Origin of the sequence: Paenarthrobacter nitroguajacolicus (assembly GCF_031455195.1) — a bacterium.
GTDB classification, from domain to species: domain Bacteria; phylum Actinomycetota; class Actinomycetes; order Actinomycetales; family Micrococcaceae; genus Arthrobacter; species Arthrobacter nitroguajacolicus_D.
Genome location: NZ_JAVDSH010000002.1, coordinates 302979 through 325773, shown reverse-complemented (window position 1 = coordinate 325773; position 22795 = coordinate 302979). Strand labels below are relative to the sequence as shown.

The window sequence follows — 22795 nt, the reverse complement described above, 5'->3', positions numbered from 1 at the left end:
TCCCCTTCCCGGGGGCGGCCGCCGTTGCGTTTCTACTGGCTTTCGGGCTGCTGCCCGTCCGTCAGTGGAAGAAGTGGCGTGCGCCGGTGAAGTACATCGTGATGCCGGCAGCGTTGGCTGCGGCGATGACTTCCTCGTCACGGACGGAACCGCCCGGCTGGACCACTGCGCGGACACCGGCGTTGATCAGGATCTCCAAGCCATCGGCAAACGGGAAGAACGCGTCGGATGCCGCAACGGCACCGCGTGCGCGCTCAGGTGCGTCGGCACCGCTGGCGTTCGACGCGCCGCCGGCACCTTCGACGTCGGACTCCACCTGGACACCAAGGGTGTTGGCGCGCTCCACTGCGAGGCGGCAGGAATCCAGGCGGTTGACCTGGCCCATGCCGATGCCCACTGCTGCGCCGTGGTTGGCCAGCAGGATGGCGTTGGACTTTGCCGCGCGGCAGGCGGTCCATGCGAAGGCGAGGTCCGCGAGGGTTGCCTCGTCAGCAGCTTCGCCAGCGGCGAGGGTCCAGTTGGCGGGGTTGTCGCCGTCGGCGTCCACCTTGTCGGACATCTGGACCAGGACGCCACCGGAAACCTGGCGCATCTCGGACGGGTAGCGGCCGTAACCCTCGGGCAGGGCGAGCAGGCGGATGTTCTTCTTCTTGGAGAGGATCTCCACGGCTTCGGGCTCGAAGTCCGGGGCGATGACAACCTCAGTGAAGATGTCCGCGACCGTGCGGGCCATGCCAGCAGTAACCGTACGGTTCGCTGCGATCACACCGCCGAAAGCGGACACGGGGTCGCAGGCGTGGGCCTTGGCGTGGGCGTCGGCGATGGGGTCTGGCGCGTCGGCGGAACCAACAGCTACGCCACACGGGTTGGCGTGCTTGATGATCGCAACGGCAGGCTCGGCGAAGTCGAAGGCAGCGCGGAGGGCGGCATCGGCGTCGACGAAGTTGTTGTAGCTCATGGCCTTGCCGTGCAGCTGGTCGGCCTGGGCGATACCGGCGGGGGCAGCCTTGTCCACATACAGTGCGGCCTGCTGGTGCGGGTTTTCGCCGTAGCGGAGGACCTCGGAGCGCTCCAGCGCGAGCCCGGCGTAGGCGGGCCAGTCGATGATGCCGTCGCCGTCTTCGTCCAGGAACTGGCTGGCGGTCCAGGTGGCCACGGCGTTGTCGTAGCTGGCCGTGTGCGCGAAGGCCTTGGCAGCCAGGCGGCGACGGGTATTCAGGTCGAAGCCACCGTGAGCTGCGGCGTCGACAACTGCGCCGTAGAAGTTGGGGTCCGTGACAATGGCGACGGCTGCGTGGTTCTTCGCAGCGGAGCGAACCATGGCGGGGCCTCCGATGTCGATCTGCTCAACAACGTCGTCCTGCGCTGCGCCGGACTTCACGGTCTCGACGAACGGGTACAGGTTCACCACCACGAGGTCGAAGGTTTCGATCTCCATGCCGGCGAGGGTGTCCATGTGCGCCGGGACGCGACGGTCGGCCAGGATGCCGCCGTGTACGCGCGGGTGCAGGGTCTTGACACGGCCGTCCAGCATTTCCGGGGAGCCGGTGACTTCTTCGACTTCCTTGACCGGGATGCCTGCGGCGGCGATCTTCTTGGCGGTGGAGCCGGTGGAAACAATGGCGACGCCGGCTGCATGCAGGCCCTTCGCGAGCTCCTCCAGTCCCGTCTTGTCGTAAACCGAGATCAGTGCACGGCGGATGGGAACACGGTCAAGCTGCGTCAAGCTCACAAAAGTCTCCGTCTTAGTTCGCGTAGAAGTCGCGGGTGGTGTCGCGGGGTGGGATACGGAGAGTTTATCGCGTTTCGTTGGTTGGCTCGTTTTGCGTCTTTGGGGGCTCTTGCGTTGCGAGGCCCACTCTGCGCCCCACTCGAGGGGCGAGTCGCGCACACCAGGCCCCACAAGTGTGCCCCCTTCCTTGCGAGGCCCACTCTGCGCCTCATTAGAGGGGCGAGCCACGCACACCAGGCCCCACAAATCACGCCCCTTCCTTGCGAGGCCCGCTCTGCGTGCCACTCGCGCCCCTAAGCGCGTACACCAGGCCCCACAAATCACGCCCCCTCGTTGCGAGGCCCACTCTGCGTGTCACTCGCGCCCCTGAGCGCGCACACCAGGCCCCACAAATCACGCCCCCTCGTTGCGAGGCCCGCTCTGCGCCCCACTCGCGGGGCGAGCCACGCACACCAGGCCCCACAAAATCCCCCCTCCTTGCGAGGCCCACTCTGCGTGTCACTCGCGCCCCTGAGCGCGCACACCAGGCCCCACAAATCACGCCCCCGTGTCTACGAATTACGACGCCGGGCCTCGCCACCCGCGCGACACCAACGCATCGCGCACCTTACGTTCGGCGTTGGCCCATCCGCCTTTCATCTGGACATCGGAGAACCTGAGCACGATCCAGCCCAGGGCTCGAAGCCGGTCGTCACGTTCGATGTCTTTGCCCCACTGCACGGGATCGGAGCGGTGGTGATCGCCTTCGTAGTCCAGTGCAATTTTGTATCCCTTGTATTGGAGGTCGGGCGTTGAGATGTACCGGCCTTGATCGTCAAAAATAGGCTGGGTGACAGCTGGCTCCGGCAGCCCGGCGTCGACGATTTTTAGTCGTAACCTTGACTCCTGCGGCGAATCCACGCCCTCACGAAGCAATGGCAAAATCTCACGGGCCATGCGGATTCCTTTGACTTTCGGACGCCGGTCAATCACTTCCTGGATGGCTTCAATCGAGGACAGCGGATTGTTCCGGGCGAGCAATGAGTCGCCGGCTGCCACAAGCGACGACCTCCCCATGTGCCTGGCCAGATCCACCCACGTCCATTCCGGCGACGTCAGCTGAACTCCGTTCAACACACGTACGTCCCGAGCAAGCAGAGGAGCCCGATGTCCTATCACTCCGCGACGCTTGACCCTCCCGATCTCTTGCCGACGGGTCACGTGGATCAGCCCGCCCTTGCCTTCTTCCTCGAGGTAGATGGGCAGCGGCATGGACCACAACAACGCTGCCGTGACATGGCTGACGGCACTTCGTGGAGTGACCGCGGTATGCAGCCGCCCGAGCAGTTCGAGGTCGTGTTCCCATGCCCTGGAGATACGGATGCCACGGCTTGGCGTCACAAGTTCTTTCGTCTGGAGTCGCCACCGAGGCACGCCGGCAGCGTAGGCATCGGCGACGAGAAAACCCTGAGGATCGACCTCCGGCGGCAAAGGCGTGAGATTCCGCATGGGTCCATGGTTGCGGGAAACGATGGCTCACATTCGGTTATCCACAGAAAGCGCCCTGGATGGCACCTTCGACTACTCCTCCACATGTCTTGTGAGGCCCGCTCTGCGCGGCAAACCCACGACCAAACACGCAAAGCGGGCCCCGCAACCCGGGGGCCACGTCTTGTGAGGCCCGCTCTGCGCGGCAAACCCACGACCAAACACGCAAAGCGGGCCCCGCAACATAGGGTTGTGCCATGGAAGACCCCCAGGATGTGGTTCTTGTTGCCGATGTAGGGAAGAGCCGTTGCCGCGTGGAGTTGCGCCGCGGTTCGGAGTTGCTGGGCGCGGCGGACCAGCATGGATTCCCGGGAGTGCATGTGGACAACGGCCCTACCCTCGCGTTCGATCTCCTGCTCGAGACTGTTGCCCTCCTGCCGCCGGGCCTGCCCATCACCACAGTCACGGGCATCGGAGCTGCCGTGGCCGGCGTCGAGGCCTCTGCACAGAAATCGCAGGAGCTCGCCACCATGTTGGCCCAGCGTTTCGGCGTCCCGGCAGCGGTCCTTTCCGATGCCACCGCCGCCCAACTCGGCGCACTCCAGGGCGCCCCTGGCACCGCGTTGATCGTGGGCACCGGTGCCGTCGCTTTCCGCTTCGACGAGTTGGGGGTTCTCCACCGGGCCGACGGCTGGGGTCCCTACCTGGGCGATCGCGGCAGCGGCCGTTGGATAGGCCAGCAGGGTCTTCAGGCAGTTCTTGAAGCGCACGACGGCGGCCCGGCCACATCGCTCTCAGCTTCGGCCGGGGCCCTGGTTGAGTCGCCGGAGATGCTCCCGGGCTGGCTTGCCGAACAAGAAAACCCCTACAGGGCGATGGCCCGTTTCGCGCCGCTGGTTCTGCAGGCAGCGGAGGCGGGTGACGCCGTCGCACTTAACATCGTTGGTGAGGCGTGCCGCATCCTGACGGCGACGGTGCAACGGGCCTCCGGAGACGGTGCGGGCAACAAACAGCGTGTGGCGCTGCTGGGCGGAGTGGTGGGATCGGACTTCTTCGCGGCGCTCTTGCGGAAGTCCCTCGCTTCGGCTGGGATTGAGGTGGTGGTCCCGCTGGGCGATGGCTTGGACGGTGCTGCCCTCGCTGCGACGCGCCGCGGGCTCATCCAGGAAAGGTACATCCACCGTGACGGAACAAACTGGCCCGACTAACGCCGACAAACTTGCGGGCCTGCGCACGGAACTCGCCGGATTGCAGACCGAAGCCGCCGCGGAGGGCCTGGACAACCTGGACATCCTTGGCACCGAGGAACTCGTTGCCGCGATGCTTGCCCACAGTGCAGGAGTACACGCCGCCGTTGAAGCGGCCAGTCCCGCGATTGTCCAAACGGTCGACGCCGTTGCGGAGCGACTCCAGGGCGGCGGGCGCCTTTTGTACGTGGGAGCGGGAACGGCCGGCCGATTGGGCGTGCTCGACGCCAGCGAGTGCCCGCCGACGTTCGGCACCCCGCCGGGACTCGTCGTCGGGCTGATCGCTGGCGGCCCCAAAGCGATCCAGCACCCTGTGGAGTACGCCGAAGACAACGCAACGGCCGGAGCACGCGACCTGCACGACATCAACGTAACCGAAGCGGACGCCGTCGTCGGTATCACTGCCTCCGGGAGGACGCCGTACGTGATCGGCGCGCTGGAGGAAGCACGGAAGCGTGGTGCGTTCACGGCGTCGCTGGCGTGCAACAAGGGCTCGGCCGTGAGCCATGTGGCGGATGCCGCGATCGAGGTTGTGGTGGGTCCGGAGTTCATCGCCGGCTCCACCCGATTGAACTCCGGCACGGCCCAGAAACTTGTCCTCAACATGATCAGCACGTTGGTGATGGTGAAGCTAGGGAAGACCTACGGAAACCTCATGGTTGATCTGCGTGCCACGAACGAGAAGCTGCAGGCCCGTTCGCAGCGGACCGTCCAGCACGCCACAGGTGTTTCTGCCCAGGAAGCCGCCGCTGCCTTGGACTCCGTGGGCGGCTCGGTGAAAGCCGCGATTTTGGTGCTCCTGACGGGTATCGAGGCTGGTCAGGCCAAGGGTGCGTTGGAGGAAGCCGGCGGTTTCCTGCGCCGGGCCATCGAGAACCAGAAGTAACGTTGCCCGGCAGCGCATAAAGTTGCTTGCAGGAGGCCCAATGAATACATACACAGCCGTGCCCAGCGGCGAACAAGTAGTGCAGGAACTGCCGTGGCGGTGGAAGGTTCAAGGCAGGATTTTCCTGATCGGTGGCCTCGGGTTCATGTTCGATGCCTGGGACGTCACGCTGAACGGCATCCTGATCCCCCTGCTGTCCAAGCACTGGTCGCTGCAGCCGGCCGACGCTGCGTGGATCGGTACCGCCAACCTGATTGGCATGGCCGTGGGTGCGTTCGCTTGGGGCACTATTGCCGACACCATTGGGCGGAAAAAGGCCTTCACCGCCACCCTCCTGATCTTCAGCATCTTCACCGTTCTGGGCGCGTTCTCGCCGGACATCGTGTGGTTCTGCATCTTCCGCTTCATGGCCGGCTTCGGCCTCGGCGGCTGCATCCCGGTGGACTACGCATTGGTGGGTGAGTTCACGCCGCGCAAGCAACGCGGCCGAGTACTGACAGCCATGGACGGTTGGTGGCCGGTGGGCGCTGCCCTGTGCGGGTTCATATCGGCCTGGCTGGTTGCGGCTTACGGCGACTGGCGGCTCACCATGCTGATCATGGTGCTGCCCGCACTGCTGGTTTTCTGGATCCGGCGCAGTGTTCCGGAGTCTCCTCTGTTCCTGATCCGCAAGGGCAGGCGTGCTGAAGCGGCGGCTGTCATTGACGGGTTGGTGGACGCGACCGGGGCTGAGCCCCGCGCCTACAGCCTGCCCGAGCCGCAGGCCGCACCACGGCTCTCGGCCGGCAGCGCGTGGGCGCAACTTCAAAAGATCTGGCAGTTCAACTGGAAGATCACCACCACGGCCTGGGCCTTGTTCTTCAGCATTCTGCTGGTCTACTACTTGTCGCTGACCTGGATGCCGCGCATTCTCATCGGCGCCGGGTTCGAGGAATACAAGGCGTTCGTCACGACGGCGGGTATGGCCGCCGTCGGGCTTTTGGGCGTGGTGGTTGCTGCGCTGCTGGTGGAGCGGGTGGGCCGCAAGTGGATCCTGGCCGTCACCGGTCCCCTGTCCGCGGTGACGCTGGTGATCGTAGCGCTTGTGGTGGACGTTCCCTCGGCTGCGGTGTTCTGGCTGCTGGTGTTCGGGTTCGTGGTCCAGGTGGCCATACCGGTGCTGTACGCCTACGTGTCCGAACTGTATCCCACCGAGCTTCGCGGCTCCGGTTTCGGTTGGGCTTCGACGTTCTCCCGCATCGGCGCGGGCTTTGGACCCCTGGTGTTTGCGTCGTTCTTCTGGCCGGAGTTCGGGTTGGCGACTTCCTTTGCCCTTGCCGGCGGCCTGGTGCTCCTGTCCGTGCTGTGGATGGCGTTCTTCGCCCCGGAGACGAAGCAGCGCGTCCTGGACTAGCCTGCTCACCCAACTAGGGGACAGCTATTGCTCTACTGAGTGCCCAGAAGGACGTTTGCTGTCCCCTAGTTGGATGGCCACCCTTGTTGTTCCAGCGCCCGCCGCACCTTGCGCACCGCGGTGACTGCGCCCGTGGACATATGCCGCTTCGAGATCCGAACCAGGATCCACCCCGCGCGGCTGTAATCCTCTTCGCGGGCAATGTCCCTGACGATTTGCTCCGCGTCCGAATGCCCCTCCCCCTCGTATTCGACGCCGACCCGCCACTCGCGATAGCCCAGATCAGGTTGACGTACGACGCCGGGACCCAGTTCCGTCCGAACGTTGACTTGCGCCGTGGGCAGCCCAGCCCGCTCCAGTGCCAGCCTCAGTCGCGTCTCAGGAGCGGAATCGGCACCCACGACCGCCTGCTCCAAAGCGAGGCGGGCCTTGCGGATTCCCGGTGTCCCCCAGTGTCGGTCCAGCATCTCTTCAAGGCCATCCGTGGTGCAGTACGGCTCCGATCGGTCTTCGAATTCCGGCCTCGGAATACGCAGCAAATGAACGGCCACTACAGTGATTTCGTCGATGTCCATCTTCCGGGAGCAGTCCAGCCATGTCCGGGCTCGACTGGTAACGAAAAGTCCGTTGAGCGTGGTGATTTCGTCCTCGAAGAATTGTCCCTTGTGCGCAATGACACCCCTGCGGCGTACCCGCCCCAGTGTGTCGGGCCTTGAAATGTGAATGCCTGGTTCATGGCTCTTGGGAAGGAACCCGGGGAATTTCCAGAGCAGGAAGGCCGTGGCATGCGAAGCCGCGGAGAACCGGGTCACCAAAGTCAGGGGCCGAACACGATCAGCGAGCGACGTTTCTCCGCCTGTCTGGGGAACGCGGATCTGCCGGCTCGGTATTTCCAAGTCTCTGTACTTCAGGCGCCCAACTGATACACCGGCGTCGAGCGCTTCCTGACTGGTGAACGGCGCGGAAGCCAAGTTCAGCGGCAGCGGCTTGGGGATCTTCATGAGCCCATGCTGGCAAAAGTGCCGAGTGCGTGGGGCGTTATCCACAGGCCCAGGGCCACAACGGGAAACTGGGGGACAGCTCCGGCTCTTCTGAGGGCTCAGAGCGGCGTTATCTGTCCCCTAGTTGGGCGCGGGGGCGGCTGCGGCGGCGAGGTCTGCGAGGGTTTGGACCAGCAGGCGGCGCTCCACGATCTTGATGCGCTCGTGCAGGGTTTCCTCGGTATCGTCAGGAAGCACAGAGACGGCTTCCTGGGCGATGATGGGGCCTGTGTCCACGCCGGCGTCGGCCCAGTGGACGGTGCAGCCTGTGACCTTCACACCGTAAGCGATCGCGTCGCGGACACCGTGGGCGCCTGGGAATGACGGGAGCAAGGCCGGGTGGGTGTTGACGTACTTGCCGTCGAAAGCGTTGATGAAGTCTTCGCTGACGATCCTCATGAACCCGGAGGAAACCACGACGTCCGGGCTGTAGGAAAGCACCTTGTCGCGCAGGGCAGCGTCCCACTCCGCGCGGGTTTCGAAGGAGTTGAAGTTCACCACGAACGTCTCGATGCCTGCTTCGTCGGAACGCTCCACGCCGTACGTGTCTGGGCGGTCCGCACCCACAGCGGCGATCTCGACATCCAGTTCACCCGACTTCACGGCGTCGATGACAGCCTGAAGATTGGAACCGGTACCGGAGACGAGGACAACAATGCGCATTGCACTAGCTTATGGGCGGCTCGCGTAGGCTGGAAAACATGAATCCCGACGTCGGTCCCAAGCCGAGCCAGCAATCCCGCTCCGAGGCCGAAAAGTCCGCGCTCGGCGTGACCCAGATCCTGTTCCGCGCATTCCTTTTGACAGCTCTGGGCGCGTTCTTCGTGTTCTCCCTCAACGTGGATTACGTCTGGCTGAGCGCCATCCTCACCCTCGCCGCCGGGGTGTTGGGCGTGGTGGTGCTGGTGCGGACAGTGAAGTTCAAGCAGCCCCGCCTGATCCTGTTCGGGACCATCTCCGGCCTGATCGTCACCGCCGTGATGTGCCTGCTCATCCTGACGTCCGTGCTTTTCTTCAAGCAGGTCAGCACGTATCAGGATTGTTCTCGTAGTGCCCTCACGGAATCCGCGAAGACACAGTGCCTGACCCAGCTGGAAAACTCCATGCCGGGACCGATGCGCTGACCGGCATCCGCCTAAGCGGCCGCTGACCCGCTTAGGCGTGTTCGTCGTCGTACGCTGCTTCGTCGAGGTTCGCCTCGCGCAGCTTCTGGCGGCGTTCCAGCCAGGGCCCCACTGCATAACCAATCACGACGCCGATCCCCACTTCGGCGGCCAGCCAGACTGCCGTCCACAGCGGGTGGGGTCCGATTTCCGTGAGCCTGCCGATGCCTGCTGAACCGCGGGCGATCCAGGCCATGGCCCCGCCCAGCAGCCCTGCGACAGCGCCGATGAACGCGCCGAGGAACAGCGTTGATGCCGCCGCGGTGAACCAACGGGCTTTGATCTTGATGGAGAGCCATTCGTCGAAATGGTTTTCGCCTTCGCGCAGGAACCACCAGCCTGCCAGTATTCCGGCGACCACCGGCAGCACCAGGGCGGCCGAACCGAAGTCGAGCTGTCCGGCCGGGAGCCCACCCAAAATGGGGACGGCAGGGAGCGGTCCTACCACGGTGCCCAGTGGACCTGCCGTGGAGCCGACCCCCAGGGAGAAGCCCGCGCCCGAGGACCAGGAAAGCGCAAAGATGACAAGGTTTGGCAGGAAGCCCAGTTGCGCGATCGTGAGTACGGCACCGCCCAATGCGCCGGCCTGGATGCCCTCATAAACGGCAATAATGTCCGTCCAATGCCACACGATGGTAACGGCGAGCAGCACCGCCGACAAACACACAGCAGCCATGATCGCTACGAAACCGGCCTTCAACGCGGAGCCCACATAGGAACCTGCCCACCGTGAATGCTGGCTTGTCTTAGAAAGCCACGCCACGGCGTCGACGCCGATGAGCCGGCTCCAGGAACCGGCCTCGCGGCGAGCACCGACGATCATGCCCAATGCGAAGGAGATCAGCGGGATCATCATGGCGTACCAGAGGTTGATAACCACCTCCGGTGTGCGGCACACGAACCCGGTGGCCGTCCCGAACGCGGCGTACACCACGAACGCGCCCATGAACGCCTGCCACAGCTGGTCCGTGTACGAGGCACGGGCAAGTCGACGGCCTGCGCGCCAAGCTAGGAGGAACGGGATGAGCGTCAAGCCCAGCGGGTGCAGGGACAACAAGCCCGATCCCGGTTGAGCGGCCGTTCCCATATCGACATGCGCGAGCTCCAGGGGCACACCGTGGATCAGCAGCCAAGCCTGGCCGGCCAGACGGGCCAGGGAATCGACGTTCCGGTTTTGAAAACCGTCGGTCGCCCACACCCCCACCAGCGGCAACACCACAACAATGGCCGAAATGAACGCCGACTGAGCCGCTTCCAAACCGCCCTGCAGCCAAAGGGGCATCGGGAGGCCACGGTTTCCGGTCTGATCAGCGCGCAGTTTCATCGTGATCTATCGTGCCATGGTGGGCAGCACTCCCCCGTCAGACTCCCCCGAAATACCGCGAATTCCTGCGCTTTTTCCCGTGGGCCGCCGTAAGATGGGAGGTGTTCTCCCGGGGCAGATGAGCGCCCCCAACTGATGTTGAAAGACCCGGAAACAATCGAAGCCGGGAACTAGGAGCGGCCAATGGATAGGTGTCACAACTTCTAAACGGAAAGTCGTACTAGCAGCTGGTGCAGCCACCTTTGGATTCTTTTCCCAGGCTGCACCAGCCTTCTTTTTCCGTGGCCCTCGCCCTATCACGTTCTCCCCATCCGGGGGTGACGTCCCGCCCTCGGGAGCTGCAGGGGTGCCGCACAAATGACGCACAAATGTGCTGGACTTCCCTGCTCCAGCGCAACGAGACTGTGTACACGAGCAACCATTTGGCCTATTGGGGGTCAACCAAAGTGTGTCGCTCACACCGTCTGAAGGGACAAGGTCAATGGACGACCTCGCAGCTTTCTTTCCCCTGATCGCCATCATTCTGGGCGTGGTGCTCGTGATCGGTTTCATTTGGCTGGCCACCAAGGCGATGTGGAAGGTAGCGGAACCGAATGAAGCCCTCATTATCTCGGGGCTGACGCGCGGAACCCTCGAAAATACGGACGGCATGGACTTCAAAATCGTCACCGGCAAAGGCGCATTGGTGGTCCCGGGACTGCAGACGGTTCGCAGCCTGGCCTTGACCCTGAACGAAACCGAGCTCAAGGTCTCCTGCGTTACCTCGCAGGGGATTCAAGTGATCGTGGACGGAGTGGTGATCTACAAGATCGGCGACGCTCCGCCATTTATCGCCAACGCGGCCCGGCGGTTCCTGGGTCAGCAGCCCAAGATGGAGAGCCAGGTCTACAACGTGTTCGAGGGGCACCTGCGCTCGATCATCGGCAGCATGACCGTGGAGGAAATCATCCGCGAACGCGATAAGCTCGCGTCTTTGGTCCGCAGTGCCAGCGGCGTGGAGATGGAGAAGCTGGGCCTGGTGGTTGATTCCCTGCAGATCAAGGACCTTCAGGATCCCACCGGCTACATCCAGAACCTGGCCAAGCCGCACATCGCACAGGTCAAGATGGAGGCTCGCATTGCCGAGGCCACCAGCAACCGGGAAGCGGCAGAGAAGGAAGCAGAAGCGGCGGCCCTGATCGCTGATGCGCAGAGCCTTTCCGCCATCAAGCAATCCGCAGCGCAGGCGAACGCGGAGCAAGCTCGCGCCCAGGCAGCGCAAGCGGGCCCGCTGGCCGACGCCACCGCCCGGCAGCAGGTGGTGGTTCAGGAGACCGAAGTGGCCAAGCTTGAGGCCGACCGCGAAGAGCAAAAACTTCAGACCACCATCCGTAAGCCCGCCGACGCCCGGGCCTACGCCCAACGCACCGACGCCGAGGCGAAGAAGGCAGCTGACATCAGCGCTGCAGAAGCATTGGCCAAGCGCACCGAACTCGAGGCCCAGGCCAATGCCCGCCGAGTGGAGCTCGAAGCCCAGGCCAACGCGGGAGCAGCGGCAGCAATGGCAAGCGCAACACGCGTCACGGGTGAAGCCGAAGCGGCAGCGACGACGGCACGCGGCAATGCGGCTGCCTCCGCCGTGAAAGCCAAGGCGTTGGCTGAAGCTGAGGGCATCAAGGCCCGCGGTGAAGCGCTGGAGACCAATCAGGACGCCGTCATTTCGCAGCAGATCGCTGAGAACATGCCGGCTATTGTGTCGGCAGCCGCAGAGCCGTTCTCACGCATTGGGCAGCTGACTGTACTCAATGGTGGGGAAGGGCTGAACAGCATGGTGGGCGGAATCCTGTCCCAGGTGGGTAGCTTCCTGCCGTCGCTGGCTTCGGCGTTGCGGGGCAAGGAATCGCCTGCCGCTTCTCCCCGGCCAGCTCCGGTGAAGGCACCACCCGCTCAATCCCCTTCCGGCAAGGCGCCAGATGCATAGAGAGGTGGATCGTAGCCTCACCGGAAAGATCGGCCGGGTCACGGGCACCGTCGCGCCCGGGACCATTGGCGAAGTCATGCTTCCTTTCCACGGTGGAACCAGTGCGTTCTTCGCCTACCCGTTCGATAAGACGAGCGTTTTCCCTGTCGGGGAGAAGGTACTGGTGATCTACTTCGAGCCGCCGCAATCGGTGTACGTCGACGAGCTGCCAGACGTCCTCCAAGGTAAGGGGTAGCTGCCTCGCGAGGCGCACCCTCACAACTGTGGCCCGTAGATGAACTCCTTGGCGTGGTTCACGGCCTTCTTGAAGGCGTCGTTGCGCAGTGTCACCTGCTCTCGACTCGCTCCCCCGCTGGGTTCCAGGAACGTGGTGGGTCCGGGCCGCAGCATCCAAATATCGCCGGCTGGCGGCAGGTAGAAGACGCCGAAGGATCTGTGCTCGGGGTCGTCGGTCCAGATAGGAACGACCGCCACGGCCGCGCCCGTATCAGGGTTGATCCACTGGGCACGGGGCATGGGCTGCTCATGGACCTCGGGATCGAGGAACGGCGCGGTCCCCCTTCCCCAGCGTTTCTCGAACCGTTCGTAGAAGGCCGGGATGATGTGGCCGTCGTAGGGACGCCATGCGCTCATGAATGTCTCCTTGGAAGTCGGGTGCTTCGGGGCAGGGGCTCCCATCGGGCCGGGCCAAACGACAGCGGCCCCTGCCCCGAGGTGGGACCCGCAGTAGCTTCCGGTGATCGATGGACACGGACCTTCACCGGCGTCCCACGTTCCCCGGATGGAGCACCTGTTCGCCGCTCACGGTCGTATGCCGCCCGCTTTCCTGGGTCCGACAAAACGACGTACGCCTGCATGATGGCGTGCAGTTCCTGGACGTCGCCCGCTGAGGGGGTGCCGCCGTCGTCGGTTGCCTGGCGCGTGTCCGGGTGGTGGGTGCGCAGCAGCGAGCGGTAGGCGCGTGCGATCTCGCGCGGGGTGGCATCGGGTGTTACGTGCAGGGTGGCGTAGTGGTCTGGCTGGGTGTTCACTGCTGGTTCCGGGTGGGATGCGGTGGATGGGAGATGGCCCCCGGCCGAAGCCGAGGGCCATCCGATCGGGAGGCGACGTCAGGGGCCGCGTTTTCCTCTGCGCGACAAGCGCTGTGGCGTGGCGCGAAGCCTGCGCCCATTTTCCGATACTGCGGCCGATCCGAAGCTCCCGTCCTGCACTCCGCTGAGGGCCACCCCCGGGCGAACCCTTAGCGGAGAGGGCGGATTATGCGTTGATTTCCTGTCGTTGCTCGTTGGACGTGATTTCGATGCGCCGTGGCTTGGCCTTCTCGGCGACGGGGATGCGGAGTGTCAGCACACCTGCGTCGTAGCTGGCCTTGACGCCGTCGGTGTCCAGGGTGTCGCCCAGGATCAGTTGGCGGCTGAAAACGCCTTGGGGGCGTTCGGCGGCGATCAGTTCGGTGTTCTCGCCCGCTGGCGACTTCCGTTCTGCCTTAACGGTCAGGACATTGCGCTCGACGTCGAGGTCCACCGATTCAGGGTTTACGCCAGGCAGATCGAAAGCGACCACAAACTCTTCGCCTTCCTGCCAGGCGTCCATCGGCATGCCGGCGGGGCGTGCTGTTGTGCCAAAAACCTGTTGGGCGAGCCTGTCGAATTCGCGGAACGGGTCAGTGCGCATCAGCATTTTGTTCTCACTCCTTAGATCTTGATGCTGACTTTTCTGTTGGTCCAGCCTTCCAGATCTGTGGTGGCTGGTATAGATTTTTTATAGCACTGGTGAGAGAGTGGTGCAAGTAGGTTTTCGGAAGAATTTTGGAGAGGTTTCGGATGGCTGCTTCGGACAGTTCCACTGGAGGGCACGACGGCGGATTGGGCGCCCCTGCTTCGGCCGTCGGCAGCTCTGGTGGCGCTGATGATGGGGACGCCCGGGGCGTGTACGCGATCTCCGTCGCAGCGGAACTCGTTGGCACAGGCCAACAAAACATCCGCCAATACGAACGCAAGGGCCTGCTCACCCCTGGCAGGACCGACGGCGGCACCCGGCGCTACAGCGAGGACGACCTCACTACCCTGCGTCGGATCGGGGCGCTCCTGGATGAAGGGCTGAACCTGGCCGGCGTGAAGCTCGTGCTGGAACTGGAGGCTGCGAACCGGGGCTTGACGGAGGACAACCATGGCCTCACGCAGGACAACCGGGAGTTGCGGGCGGACAACAAGGGGCTGCGGAAGGATTTGAAGCGAGCGCGGGCGGGGGACACCGGCATTGGCGTGTGACTTGCTTACATGCCGGGAAGGCCCAGTATCATTCAGACGCAATGCACACTTATACTTTCGTCATGACCCCTCAGAAGGCCTTCGTTTATTGCCGCATCAGCGATGACAAAACCGGTGAAGCTTTAGGTGTGCAGAGACAGGAACAAGACTGCCGAGCCATGGCGCAACGAGATGGTTTCGAGGTAGCCGAGGTCTTCGTCGACAACGACATCAGCGCCTACAGCGGCAAGTCCCGCCCGAGATATTCGGCGATGCTGACCGCCCTCGCCGAAGGCCGCGCCTCACGCGTGTACTGCTGGGCGGAGGACCGGCTTCACAGGCGACCCGTCGAGCTAGAAGAGTACATCACGCTCGTCGGCCCAAGAAACATCCAGACGCACATGGTCCAGGCCGGCGAGTACGACCTAGTGACGCCGGAGGGTCAATTTCGTGCGGGAGTTATGGGACAGGTGGCGCGCTTCGAATCCGCCCGGAAGGCTCAACGTGTCAAACGCGCACAGGAGCAAAAGATACGGGCGGGTGGATGGACCGGCGGCACGCGTCCATTCGGTTGGCAGTTCGAAAACCAAGTCCCCGTGCTGGACCCAGTTGAGTCCGAGCTCCTACGGGTTGCGTTCCGTCATGTACTGACAGGGGGAAGCTTGGGCTCGGTTGTTTCCGACTGGAATGCTCGGTCAATTACAACGAGCGTCGGCAAGCAGTGGGGGTTTACGCAGCTTCGCCAAGTTCTCCTTCGAGCCCGGAACGCCGGGCTGGCGGAGTGGAAGGGGGACATTGTCGGTAGTTCCCAGTTCCCGGCCATTGTCTCAGAGGATATTTGGCGCGCCACAGCTGCAATCCTGCGGGATCCCGCCCGCAGGCGTTCTCAGTCAAACAAGGCCAAGCACTTGCTATCGGGCATCGCGCGGTGCCACTGCGGCAGCGCGGTTCGTTCGGCTACCATCACCGGAAGAAACGGCGAAAAGCATCCGACGTACAGGTGTCCCGAAGCTGGAACCGGCCACGTTGGTAAGCGCATTGAACAAGTTGACGCGGCCGTAACTGATTCCATGTTGCGGTGGTTGTCGACGGCGCAGCTGAACGGGCATGGTAATGACCATGAACCAGAGCTGGCTAACCTCGATGTCGAGGCGATGGCCCTTCGCAAGCGCTTGGACGACGTAGCTATAGAGGCCGCCGACGGAGTGCTGACCATGTCTCAGCTGCGCACCATGACTGAGCGAATCAACTTGAAGCTCCGAGCTGTTGAATCTCGGATGGTAGTACTTCAAGCCGACAAACGGTCGGCGTCTGCTCCCCTTGACACGATGAGGCAGGCGGATTCGGACGCCGCAACTCTTTGGTCCGATTCAACGATCGATCAGCGTCGAACCATGATTAGACAATCCTTCGACGTCACGTTGCACCCTCACAGGAAGGGCTCCTCACGGAGGTTTGACCCGGACACGGTCACCGTCTACCCGAAAGGTTACCTTCCAGGCCTTCATGGAGCAGACCTTGCAATTGTTAGGAAGAAGCTTGAGGAGGGACCCTAGCTGTACCGACTTGCAAATACGCCGTCCAGTGCAATTGAATGATCGCCACTGTACTTATTTCAGCAATTAAGCCATTACGTAATTAAGGCGTTACTCAATAACATTATTAAGTATTTACACAGTTGCGCAGATAAGTAGTTTGGTGATAGCACTGGATTTGCGATGTGGGGATATTTAATGTCACGCTTTCCACATGAAGACGCCCTTAGTTCGAATCGCTCAAGATACGCCAACACCTCTCGCCGACAGTAAATTAAGATATGCTGGGAACCACTCCTTTCCGAGTGAATGAGGGGGGCAGCGCACATCATCCCCGCTTAGGCCCATGTGGACTTCAGAACCTCAAAAGCATGCCGAATTGGCCAATTCAGATGTCACTGCAGCAGGGTGGTACGTCCGGCGGGCACGCGACCGCCGGAAAGCGTACTTCTCCCCGGGCCTGTTCACGCTGGCGCTTGAAGACTCCAATCTAAACAAGGGCGCGAAGCGCACGATGCTGCGAACCCTTGGCACGTCGAGTAGCGAGGGAATTACAACTGCTAGCGGCAGGAACATTGCCGCTTACTTGAACATCCGCGACGCCACCGTATCCGATCACTGGATGCAAGCGCGACGCGCGGGCCTGCTGCTAACTCAACGCCGTTTCAATGCGGCCTCTGTGCAACAGCTCTGCTGGCCCGGGAGCGGAATTGGTGGGCCGATCGCTACCGATGCGCCCCTCTATTCACACTCTTGGACAATCGAGGAGCTCTCCTGGTGGAACTCATTCGCCCTAGGGCCGATACCGGCTCCGCCTTGGGGCGGCGGCTTCGCGCCCTTTTAAAACCGCAATCTAAATAAGGGGCGAGCTACGCGATGCCAAGGCCAAGGATTGTCTATATTCACCACTCGGACGTCCTCCGCCATTGGTGGCTACGTCCCCGACTACGGGTTACGACGGCCCGGAAGGGCCGTTGCGAATAACCAACCATCTCCAAGAGGGTGCCAAGGGCTGCCCTTCCCAATCCCGTACACGCGCGCCAGTCGCGTGCTTTGTGCCGAAAGTAGACGCCGAATGTCACACGAAGGTAAGAACAAACCGACCACGTCAGCCGCAAGGACGGACTCGCGCCGAAAACGACGAAGCCCTCAGGAGCGGTTTAGGGCACTCACGGAAATTGCGCCTGGCGACTGCCATCTCTGGCTCGGTGCGCGCCCGGGGGGCTACGGACTGTTCTTTCTGCACGGAACAAAGCTCGTAATCGCACACCGTTTCGCCTACGAGCAGGCACTCGGTTCTATTCCACAGGGGCTGCAAATCGATCACGTCTGCAGGGTTCGTCGATGCGTCAATCCGGACCACCTGCAAGTGGTCACAGCCGAGCAGAACAAACTACTTCATCAAATTCGGATAGGCGACAAACATATTTACGTCTGGGAGGAAGCTCTACTACAGGGCGTGGCTGTCGAGCTAGACGACTTGGAGCGGTTCCGCCGGGGTGAAACTTTCCCCTGGCGGTAGCCACATGTCTTCGTGTTCGTCGAACGCAAACGCGGGTGAGCGGGGCGCGTCCCCAGAGCCGCAACTGAACAACTCCCCATGCACTAAAAACCTCTAACCCGTACGCGATTAAAGCTGCTAACCACAACCGGTGGCGGCGTGAGGCTAAAGGGGGTACACCCCCCGCCTTGGCGATTGCATCCCCGTGATGAGCCGACACCGCTACTAGTACGACCGCGCAAGACCTCCATGAGGGGAGGGATAGAAGGTATACAACACGCCCGCGAATCCCTCCTTCAAAGCCGCATCGGCCAAACGATGCCGGAGCATTTCGACAAGCAACGGTCGCAGGTCAATCGCACGCCAGGCTGATGCTTATCACCCAAGACTTCACGCATCGCCGCCGTGCTCATGGGCACTGCTGCCAAACGAGCATCTGGAAAGTCGGGGCGTTCCACGATTGCCACGTGATCCATCGAAGCCTTCGTAACTACGACCACACATTGTTGGTTATCGTAATAGCGCCCGGTCACGTGAAAACACTCTTCATCATCTGGATCAAGCCCACATATGGAGCACTCGGACTCCTCGATGATGGCCCCAATACTCAGTCCGACCCTGTTATGAGCTAAAGCCACCGGGCAAGTGTGCTGGTAAACGCCCTCAGCGTAAGCGAGGGCGCAATCGTCGGCGAAGAGGAGACGCCTCACCCTTCCAAAATGGTCTAAGACCTGGTGAGCCGATTCAAAGTTGTTCGATCCCTCAAGCCAGTTAGTTGCAGATCGCAATTTTTCAAGAGCATTCGCGAGAGTCCCAGCATCGTCCTCGTTTAGGGTGCCCGCCAAGCTTCGACGAACAACACCGTTCGCTGCATTCACGGCGTCCCTCAGAAGCGTTAGTCCGTGCTCATGCCTCAATCTCGCCGAGGCCAAGCTGCTTCCTTTCAAAGACGTCGAGAGCTTCCATTACCTCGCCGCCGGGTCCGGTTGCCGAGAACTCGCGCTCTTCGCCGTTCGGGCGAGAGATCCGGTAGGTAACGTGCAAAGTAGAGGTTTCAGAGTCAGCCCTGCCTATCCAATCTTGGATCACACTTGTGAGGAGCCCCTCCCCCACTGACTGCAGAACCTGGAGGCTGAGACAAACTACGGGTAGCCAAAACTCAGCGGAGTGAAGACTCGTGTACCGACGGTCGGCCTGGTCGTGCTCAAACTCGACACTCAACCCGCGCTCTCGAAAAAGCTTGGCAATATCTGGCGTCGAACTGGGATAGTAAAACGATTCTTCCCCGTGTGCGTCGGTTCCCTCTCCAGGAGTTCCAGCTACTATCCGCACAGTTCCAAGCGTTTCCGTCAAAGCAAATCTCCTAGCAACAGTGGTGAGAGATGCAGAGCCCGCACCCTCCTACATTCTAAAACGCGATGGTACGCCTGACGCACACCCACGATAATGTCAGTTATCATGTGCATATGAAACTTGAGCCGATCACCGGACCGACAGGGAATGAGCAACGGCACGGCCACATCATTGCGGCTTGGAAGCTGGCGCAGAGTTCACCTCACACGCTCCGCGCCTACAGCCGGAGCATGACTGACTTCTGCTCATGGTTGGACGCCAGGGGAATGGACCTGCTGAAAGTGAAGCGCCCAATCATCGACGGCTACCGGCACACGCTGGCAAATCTGTCCCCTGCCACGATCGCGGCTAGGCTGGCCGCGCTCTCCAGCTTCTACCGTTACGCGGTATCCGCTGGCGGGATCGGCGGGGGGAATCCGGTGGAGCTGGTGAAGCGTCCCAAGGTGGACGCTGACCACTCAAGCACTGAGGGTATGACCAAAGACCAGGCACGGGCACTGCTGGCAGCGGCACAGGCTGACGGCCCGCGCTCCCACGCTCTCGTATCACTCCTGCTGTTTACGGGCATCCGACTCAGTGAGGCGCTAAATGCTAGCGCAACCGACTATGGGCACGACTCCGGGCACCGGACACTAAGCGTCCTACGTAAGGGCGGCAAAAATGGCAAGGTGGCGGTGCCGGCCCCTGCGGTGCAAGCGCTCGATGTCTACTTGGGAGCCAGCGGCGTCGAGTTAGCACTCGGCAGAGCAGGCGCCGGTAGACCGCTGTTCAGTACGGCCACCGGGAAGCGGTGGGCATCGTCGGAGGCATTTCGTACGGTGCAACGGTTGGCGCGAGCAAGCGGATTGGAAGGACGGATCAGCCCTCACTCACTGCGGCATACGTTTGCCACGCTGGCACTGGATGCAGGGACCACCCTGCATGACCTCCAGGACAGCATGGGACATGCTGACCCTCGCACGACACGCCGGTATGACCGGGCGCGAGGAACGCTGGCGAAGTCTGCGGGATACGACGTCGCCAAGGCATTATCCTAACGGTCCACATCAGGAAGAAAGAGAGCCAAGATGCGTCGAAGCCTAGTTGAAGCGGACCCCGAAAAGGCCACCTTGCTCGTACTCATCCGTCATTGTGGCGCACTGATGGAAAACTAGCCCAGTGGACATAGCCCTTGCCTTTTCTAGATCGTCGGAGTTCATGCCCACAACGTACTGCATGTCCTCGGCGGCACAGACACGAGAAGCGAGATCGAGGGCACTAGCAATCTGCCTAGCCTCAACGGCATCATACAAGTGACTGTCGTGGACTAGAAAGTCGGGGCCATGTCCAGCTCGTTTTGCGATGACGGCCATGGCAAGATCAAAGCAGAAAATCTCAATGCTCTTCACACCCGCGCTATCGTCGCCCCCCAAAGTTGGCGTGAACAGGTAGCCGTGGTCGCTTTCGCGGATTCCGAGAGTCGCTGGACGACGGCTTCCATATATATCGTAGGCGTATTCGCTGAACAGGTTTCTTATCCCCTCGACCTGCTCCCGGCGCTGCTCAAGGTCATTCTTTGTTGTATCTTCCAAGGCCTGCGATTGTTTATTGAGGAACGTTTGCGCTTCCTTGAGCGCTTGAACAGAGCTTAGACGTTCTCGCAGCTCCGCGATCCTACCTTCAGTTGCGCCGAGATCCTTCTGCATCTCTTGAAAAGTCTCAAGGGCCCCGCCTTCCCGGAGAAGAATCATGAGCTCGGCACGCTCGGAATCCAGCTCAGCGATCCGCGAACTCCTAGCCTCAAGCTGGCTCTTGGCGTCGGCAAGTTCGTCGCCCAAGTAGGCTCGTCTGTTTCGCACTACCGAATCGTGGAACTCCGCCACGGCGGCGAAACTCCTTATAGCGCGTTCTGGGAACAAGACGCCTACCTGCTCATAGATTCCTGCCAGATAGCTCTGGTCTGGCTGCTGACCATCTTCTTCCGTGAGTGAGTGCTCAAGATCCCTGACTCGGCGTAAAGCAACAGTTGCCGCATCATTCTCTTTCCTAATGGCCCGTGATAAGTCCTCCGCTGTCCGTAGGCTTTCGGAGTACCTATCAACCACACGAAAGCCGTCTAGCTGCCGCTCCAGGCTTCCGCGTTCTAGCGAGAGAGTTGCAATCTCCGCTTCGAGCTGAGCCACCGAACCCATCGCACGACCAAAGACAGGGTCCTTTGCCGCGTCCCTTAGCGCCTTTGTGCTTTTCTTGGAATTGAATATTTCCCGCGCTCTGGCAGGAACGCGCAGGTCCAAGCCAAACAGATATGCCAATGGACCTTGGACCGTGATGTTGGATTGCCGCGAATGTGTCCTGGTCGCATCTTGGAATGCGCCGTCAGCCTCACTTCGAAGGTAGTAGCTTATGAGCTGCCGGTATGTCGGCTCCCCCGGTTCTCCGGTAAGGCCGAAGAGCTCCGAACCGAGAAAGCTATTAAGTGCGGCTAGATTGACATTCTGCCCATTCAGCTCTACTAAGTTAGGAGCCTCACCGGCTCTCTTGATAACTACGGGTTGGGTCCCCGCTTCCAATGTCAGTTCGAACGTGTACCCCGCAAGTTCGAGCCGACGCAGGACATGTTCCACACCAGCGGATGAACCGAGCAAGAAGTCCAGCGTTCTTACAAGACTGCTTTTACCGACGGCATTTCTGCTGTCAGAAGCACTGGCAGTACGTGTACGCTCAGCGACTGCAATGTTCAATCCAGGTTCAAACTGTGCTGACTTAAAATTCGGCAGGTCACTTTCCAGTCGAGTTAGCACTGTCCACCCTCATGAGTTGTCCGTTAGAAATGTCAATGGCTCCAATGGTGAAGACTACGTCCATTGCTAATGAGAACCACCAAAAAGGAACAAATGACTGCATCCCGTGTTCTCTGCGCCACTTGTTCACGCGTCGCCAGACATCAGGAACTGTTCGTGGTTTGTCTAGTTGCAGAAGGATTTGTCCACCCACGGATACCAATGCCTGATCGGCCTGTACGTACTTAGACGGCAGTAGCATGGTCGCCTTCCTCGGGCATTTCGAAAAGTAGGCACGACTCAAAGAAGTGAGTGACCACTAGGATTGCAGCACTACGCTGCTGTTCCTGATCAACCATGGATTCTTCGAAGTCTGCTTCAGCTATCAAGTCATCGCATAAATGATGAAAGACCTCGTCAGCTGATTCCAACCTGGCAGTCAGCCCGTCGTACCGCATTCGTAGATTCTCCGAGACCTGGAACTGTTCACCGGGAGTCGCTTGGCGAAAGTAGTACCGGACGTGATGGGTGTGATTTTTCGCTTCTGTTATCAGGTCAACCGTAGAGGGCTCAAAGTTGTTATACTCAAGTTTTCCAACGGGGACGGGCTGAACGTCATCAAGATCTTCAATCATTCTTGTTCTCGACAGCGCTTTCACGCACTGGGCAATATAGGACATTTCAGCCGGGCGGTCAGACGGAGGAATACCGAGGATTCGAACCAGCTTAGCCCGTTCAAGCTCGGCGAAAACGTTATCCCAGAGCACTTGAGGTGGCCAATGCTCGATAACATGGGGCAATGATGCCCGTCGCATCTCCATCATTTTCCGAGCGGCGAGTGTGGGAAGACCATTGGCATTGTTGTGCACAAACGCCCACGTCTCCATCTCCGTTCCCCAATGCAGTGCTGCTTTTGCATAGTCACCCGTGATCTTCTGAGCGACATAGGACTCGGAGGGACTGGTGGCTCCATAACACGCCAACATCAAGCCGTTGACGTAGCCGTCGCAGCCTTTGTCGCCACGCCCCGATGCGTCCACCTGCAGAAAGTCTGCACCGTATTTCGCCGACATGCCCTCTCCGACGAACTCTTCCCAGGCGTTCCCCACGGCGCGGATGCACCTGATGCTGAACACACTATGGAAGAACGCAATCTCAAAGTCACTAGGCATAGCCACCAACGCTA

At 61.4% G+C, this 22795-nt stretch carries 22 protein-coding genes; 10 read left to right on the top strand and 12 right to left on the bottom strand.

The window, feature by feature from the left end; translation table 11 throughout:
- Positions 1-61: 61 nt before the first annotated feature.
- Together purH and J2Y68_RS05290 are read right to left on the bottom strand one after the other, a co-directional pair.
- Entirely contained in the window at positions 62-1732 is a 1671-nt protein-coding gene (purH, locus tag J2Y68_RS05295; RefSeq protein WP_309990662.1) for a bifunctional phosphoribosylaminoimidazolecarboxamide formyltransferase/IMP cyclohydrolase, read from the bottom strand.
- A gap of 558 nt (positions 1733-2290) precedes the next feature.
- A complete protein-coding gene (locus tag J2Y68_RS05290) occupies positions 2291-3220 on the bottom strand; it encodes an endonuclease domain-containing protein (RefSeq protein ID WP_309990659.1) in 930 nt (309 codons plus the stop codon).
- Positions 3221-3456: 236 nt separating this feature from the next.
- On the opposite strand from J2Y68_RS05290, the gene J2Y68_RS05285 reads away from it, so the two are divergent.
- From J2Y68_RS05285 to J2Y68_RS05275, 3 genes are read left to right on the top strand one after another with little or no spacing between them, the layout of a single operon-like run.
- Complete coding sequence (locus J2Y68_RS05285) at positions 3457-4407, top strand: N-acetylglucosamine kinase (RefSeq protein WP_309990657.1); 951 nt, start codon at positions 3457-3459, stop codon at positions 4405-4407.
- On the top strand, positions 4382-5332 hold the full coding sequence (murQ, locus tag J2Y68_RS05280) for an N-acetylmuramic acid 6-phosphate etherase (protein WP_309990654.1): 951 nt from the start codon (positions 4382-4384) through the stop codon (positions 5330-5332). Before J2Y68_RS05285 ends, murQ begins: the two co-directional genes overlap by 26 nt.
- Before the next feature lie 40 nt (positions 5333-5372).
- A complete protein-coding gene (locus J2Y68_RS05275; RefSeq protein ID WP_309990651.1) occupies positions 5373-6725 on the top strand; it encodes an MFS transporter in 1353 nt (450 codons plus the stop codon).
- A gap of 65 nt (positions 6726-6790) precedes the next feature.
- Here J2Y68_RS05275 and J2Y68_RS05270 read toward each other — a convergent pair whose 3' ends face one another.
- Both J2Y68_RS05270 and purN read right to left on the bottom strand, forming a co-directional pair.
- Complete coding sequence (locus tag J2Y68_RS05270) at positions 6791-7726, bottom strand: endonuclease domain-containing protein (RefSeq protein ID WP_309990649.1); 936 nt, start codon at positions 7724-7726, stop codon at positions 6791-6793.
- Between the two features lie 120 nt (positions 7727-7846).
- Complete coding sequence (purN, locus tag J2Y68_RS05265; RefSeq protein ID WP_309990646.1) at positions 7847-8428, bottom strand: phosphoribosylglycinamide formyltransferase; 582 nt, start codon at positions 8426-8428, stop codon at positions 7847-7849.
- Between the two features lie 11 nt (positions 8429-8439).
- Here purN and J2Y68_RS05260 point away from each other — a divergent pair, with 11 nt between their 5' ends.
- Positions 8440-8889: a hypothetical protein gene (locus J2Y68_RS05260; protein ID WP_309990643.1), complete on the top strand. Its 450-nt coding sequence runs from the start codon at positions 8440-8442 to the stop codon at positions 8887-8889.
- A gap of 31 nt (positions 8890-8920) precedes the next feature.
- Here the strand turns inward: J2Y68_RS05260 and J2Y68_RS05255 are convergent, their stop codons facing one another.
- Positions 8921-10252, bottom strand: coding sequence for a cell division protein PerM (locus J2Y68_RS05255; RefSeq protein ID WP_309990640.1), 1332 nt, complete (start codon positions 10250-10252; stop codon positions 8921-8923).
- Between the two features lie 481 nt (positions 10253-10733).
- On the opposite strand from J2Y68_RS05255, the gene J2Y68_RS05250 reads away from it, so the two are divergent.
- Positions 10734-12212, top strand: coding sequence for a flotillin family protein (locus J2Y68_RS05250; RefSeq protein WP_309990637.1), 1479 nt, complete (start codon positions 10734-10736; stop codon positions 12210-12212).
- Complete coding sequence (locus J2Y68_RS05245; RefSeq protein WP_309990633.1) at positions 12205-12447, top strand: hypothetical protein; 243 nt, start codon at positions 12205-12207, stop codon at positions 12445-12447. The genes J2Y68_RS05250 and J2Y68_RS05245 overlap by 8 nt, the downstream gene beginning before the upstream one ends.
- A 20-nt stretch (positions 12448-12467) precedes the next feature.
- On the opposite strand, the gene J2Y68_RS05240 is transcribed toward J2Y68_RS05245, so the two are convergent.
- The 3 genes from J2Y68_RS05240 to J2Y68_RS05230 all read right to left on the bottom strand — a co-directional run bounded on the left by J2Y68_RS05240 (position 12468) and on the right by J2Y68_RS05230 (position 13892).
- Positions 12468-12845: a hypothetical protein gene (locus J2Y68_RS05240; RefSeq protein ID WP_141283126.1), complete on the bottom strand. Its 378-nt coding sequence runs from the start codon at positions 12843-12845 to the stop codon at positions 12468-12470.
- Positions 12842-13243 (bottom strand): J domain-containing protein, encoded by a 402-nt coding sequence (locus tag J2Y68_RS05235; RefSeq protein WP_309990628.1) that lies wholly within the window; start codon positions 13241-13243, stop codon positions 12842-12844. The genes J2Y68_RS05240 and J2Y68_RS05235 overlap by 4 nt, the downstream gene beginning before the upstream one ends.
- Positions 13244-13469: 226 nt before the next feature.
- A complete protein-coding gene (locus tag J2Y68_RS05230; protein WP_235519155.1) occupies positions 13470-13892 on the bottom strand; it encodes an Hsp20/alpha crystallin family protein in 423 nt (140 codons plus the stop codon).
- 143 nt (positions 13893-14035) lie between these two features.
- Between J2Y68_RS05230 and J2Y68_RS05225 the strand changes: the two genes are divergently transcribed.
- From J2Y68_RS05225 to J2Y68_RS22020, 3 genes are all read left to right on the top strand, one after another.
- Positions 14036-14482: a MerR family transcriptional regulator gene (locus tag J2Y68_RS05225; protein WP_309990625.1), complete on the top strand. Its 447-nt coding sequence runs from the start codon at positions 14036-14038 to the stop codon at positions 14480-14482.
- 62 nt (positions 14483-14544) lie between these two features.
- Positions 14545-16017, top strand: coding sequence for a recombinase family protein (locus J2Y68_RS05220; RefSeq protein ID WP_309990621.1), 1473 nt, complete (start codon positions 14545-14547; stop codon positions 16015-16017).
- Between the two features lie 1054 nt (positions 16018-17071).
- Complete coding sequence (locus J2Y68_RS22020) at positions 17072-17518, top strand: HNH endonuclease signature motif containing protein (protein WP_397334648.1); 447 nt, start codon at positions 17072-17074, stop codon at positions 17516-17518.
- An 885-nt stretch (positions 17519-18403) separates the two neighbouring features.
- Here J2Y68_RS22020 and J2Y68_RS05215 read toward each other — a convergent pair.
- Entirely contained in the window at positions 18404-18850 is a 447-nt protein-coding gene (locus J2Y68_RS05215) for a hypothetical protein (RefSeq protein WP_309990618.1), read from the bottom strand.
- 113 nt (positions 18851-18963) lie between these two features.
- On the opposite strand from J2Y68_RS05215, the gene J2Y68_RS05210 reads away from it, so the two are divergent.
- Positions 18964-19887: a tyrosine-type recombinase/integrase gene (locus J2Y68_RS05210; RefSeq protein WP_309990615.1), complete on the top strand. Its 924-nt coding sequence runs from the start codon at positions 18964-18966 to the stop codon at positions 19885-19887.
- Between the two features lie 42 nt (positions 19888-19929).
- Here the strand turns inward: J2Y68_RS05210 and J2Y68_RS05205 are convergent, their stop codons facing one another.
- The 3 genes from J2Y68_RS05205 to J2Y68_RS05200 are packed head-to-tail and all read right to left on the bottom strand — an operon-like array spanning position 19930 to position 22781.
- A complete protein-coding gene (locus J2Y68_RS05205) occupies positions 19930-21570 on the bottom strand; it encodes an ABC-three component system protein (RefSeq protein ID WP_309990613.1) in 1641 nt (546 codons plus the stop codon).
- A 37-nt stretch (positions 21571-21607) separates the two neighbouring features.
- Complete coding sequence (locus J2Y68_RS22015) at positions 21608-21871, bottom strand: ABC-three component system middle component 6 (protein ID WP_397334647.1); 264 nt, start codon at positions 21869-21871, stop codon at positions 21608-21610.
- Entirely contained in the window at positions 21855-22781 is a 927-nt protein-coding gene (locus tag J2Y68_RS05200; protein ID WP_309990610.1) for an ABC-three component system protein, read from the bottom strand. The genes J2Y68_RS22015 and J2Y68_RS05200 overlap by 17 nt, the downstream gene beginning before the upstream one ends.
- Positions 22782-22795: the final 14 nt, after the last annotated feature.

Bases quoted from the DNA above. Each gene is read 5' to 3' on its own strand.
- J2Y68_RS05210 (WP_309990615.1), top strand. From the start codon at position 18,964: ATGAAACTTGAGCCGATCACCGGACCGACAGGGAATGAGCAACGGCAC.
- J2Y68_RS05270 (WP_309990649.1), bottom strand. From the start codon at position 7,726: ATGAAGATCCCCAAGCCGCTGCCGCTGAACTTGGCTTCCGCGCCGTTC.
- J2Y68_RS22015 (WP_397334647.1), bottom strand. From the start codon at position 21,871: ATGCTACTGCCGTCTAAGTACGTACAGGCCGATCAGGCATTGGTATCC.
- J2Y68_RS05290 (WP_309990659.1), bottom strand. From the start codon at position 3,220: ATGCGGAATCTCACGCCTTTGCCGCCGGAGGTCGATCCTCAGGGTTTT.
- J2Y68_RS05200 (WP_309990610.1), bottom strand. From the start codon at position 22,781: ATGCCTAGTGACTTTGAGATTGCGTTCTTCCATAGTGTGTTCAGCATC.
- J2Y68_RS05230 (WP_235519155.1), bottom strand. From the start codon at position 13,892: ATGCTGATGCGCACTGACCCGTTCCGCGAATTCGACAGGCTCGCCCAA.
- J2Y68_RS05240 (WP_141283126.1), bottom strand. From the start codon at position 12,845: ATGAGCGCATGGCGTCCCTACGACGGCCACATCATCCCGGCCTTCTAC.
- J2Y68_RS05245 (WP_309990633.1), top strand. From the start codon at position 12,205: ATGCATAGAGAGGTGGATCGTAGCCTCACCGGAAAGATCGGCCGGGTC.
- J2Y68_RS05285 (WP_309990657.1), top strand. From the start codon at position 3,457: ATGGAAGACCCCCAGGATGTGGTTCTTGTTGCCGATGTAGGGAAGAGC.
- purN (WP_309990646.1), bottom strand. From the start codon at position 8,428: ATGCGCATTGTTGTCCTCGTCTCCGGTACCGGTTCCAATCTTCAGGCT.
- J2Y68_RS05255 (WP_309990640.1), bottom strand. From the start codon at position 10,252: ATGAAACTGCGCGCTGATCAGACCGGAAACCGTGGCCTCCCGATGCCC.
- J2Y68_RS05225 (WP_309990625.1), top strand. From the start codon at position 14,036: ATGGCTGCTTCGGACAGTTCCACTGGAGGGCACGACGGCGGATTGGGC.
- J2Y68_RS05250 (WP_309990637.1), top strand. From the start codon at position 10,734: ATGGACGACCTCGCAGCTTTCTTTCCCCTGATCGCCATCATTCTGGGC.
- J2Y68_RS05275 (WP_309990651.1), top strand. From the start codon at position 5,373: ATGAATACATACACAGCCGTGCCCAGCGGCGAACAAGTAGTGCAGGAA.
- J2Y68_RS22020 (WP_397334648.1), top strand. From the start codon at position 17,072: ATGTCACACGAAGGTAAGAACAAACCGACCACGTCAGCCGCAAGGACG.
- J2Y68_RS05220 (WP_309990621.1), top strand. From the start codon at position 14,545: ATGACCCCTCAGAAGGCCTTCGTTTATTGCCGCATCAGCGATGACAAA.
- J2Y68_RS05260 (WP_309990643.1), top strand. From the start codon at position 8,440: ATGGGCGGCTCGCGTAGGCTGGAAAACATGAATCCCGACGTCGGTCCC.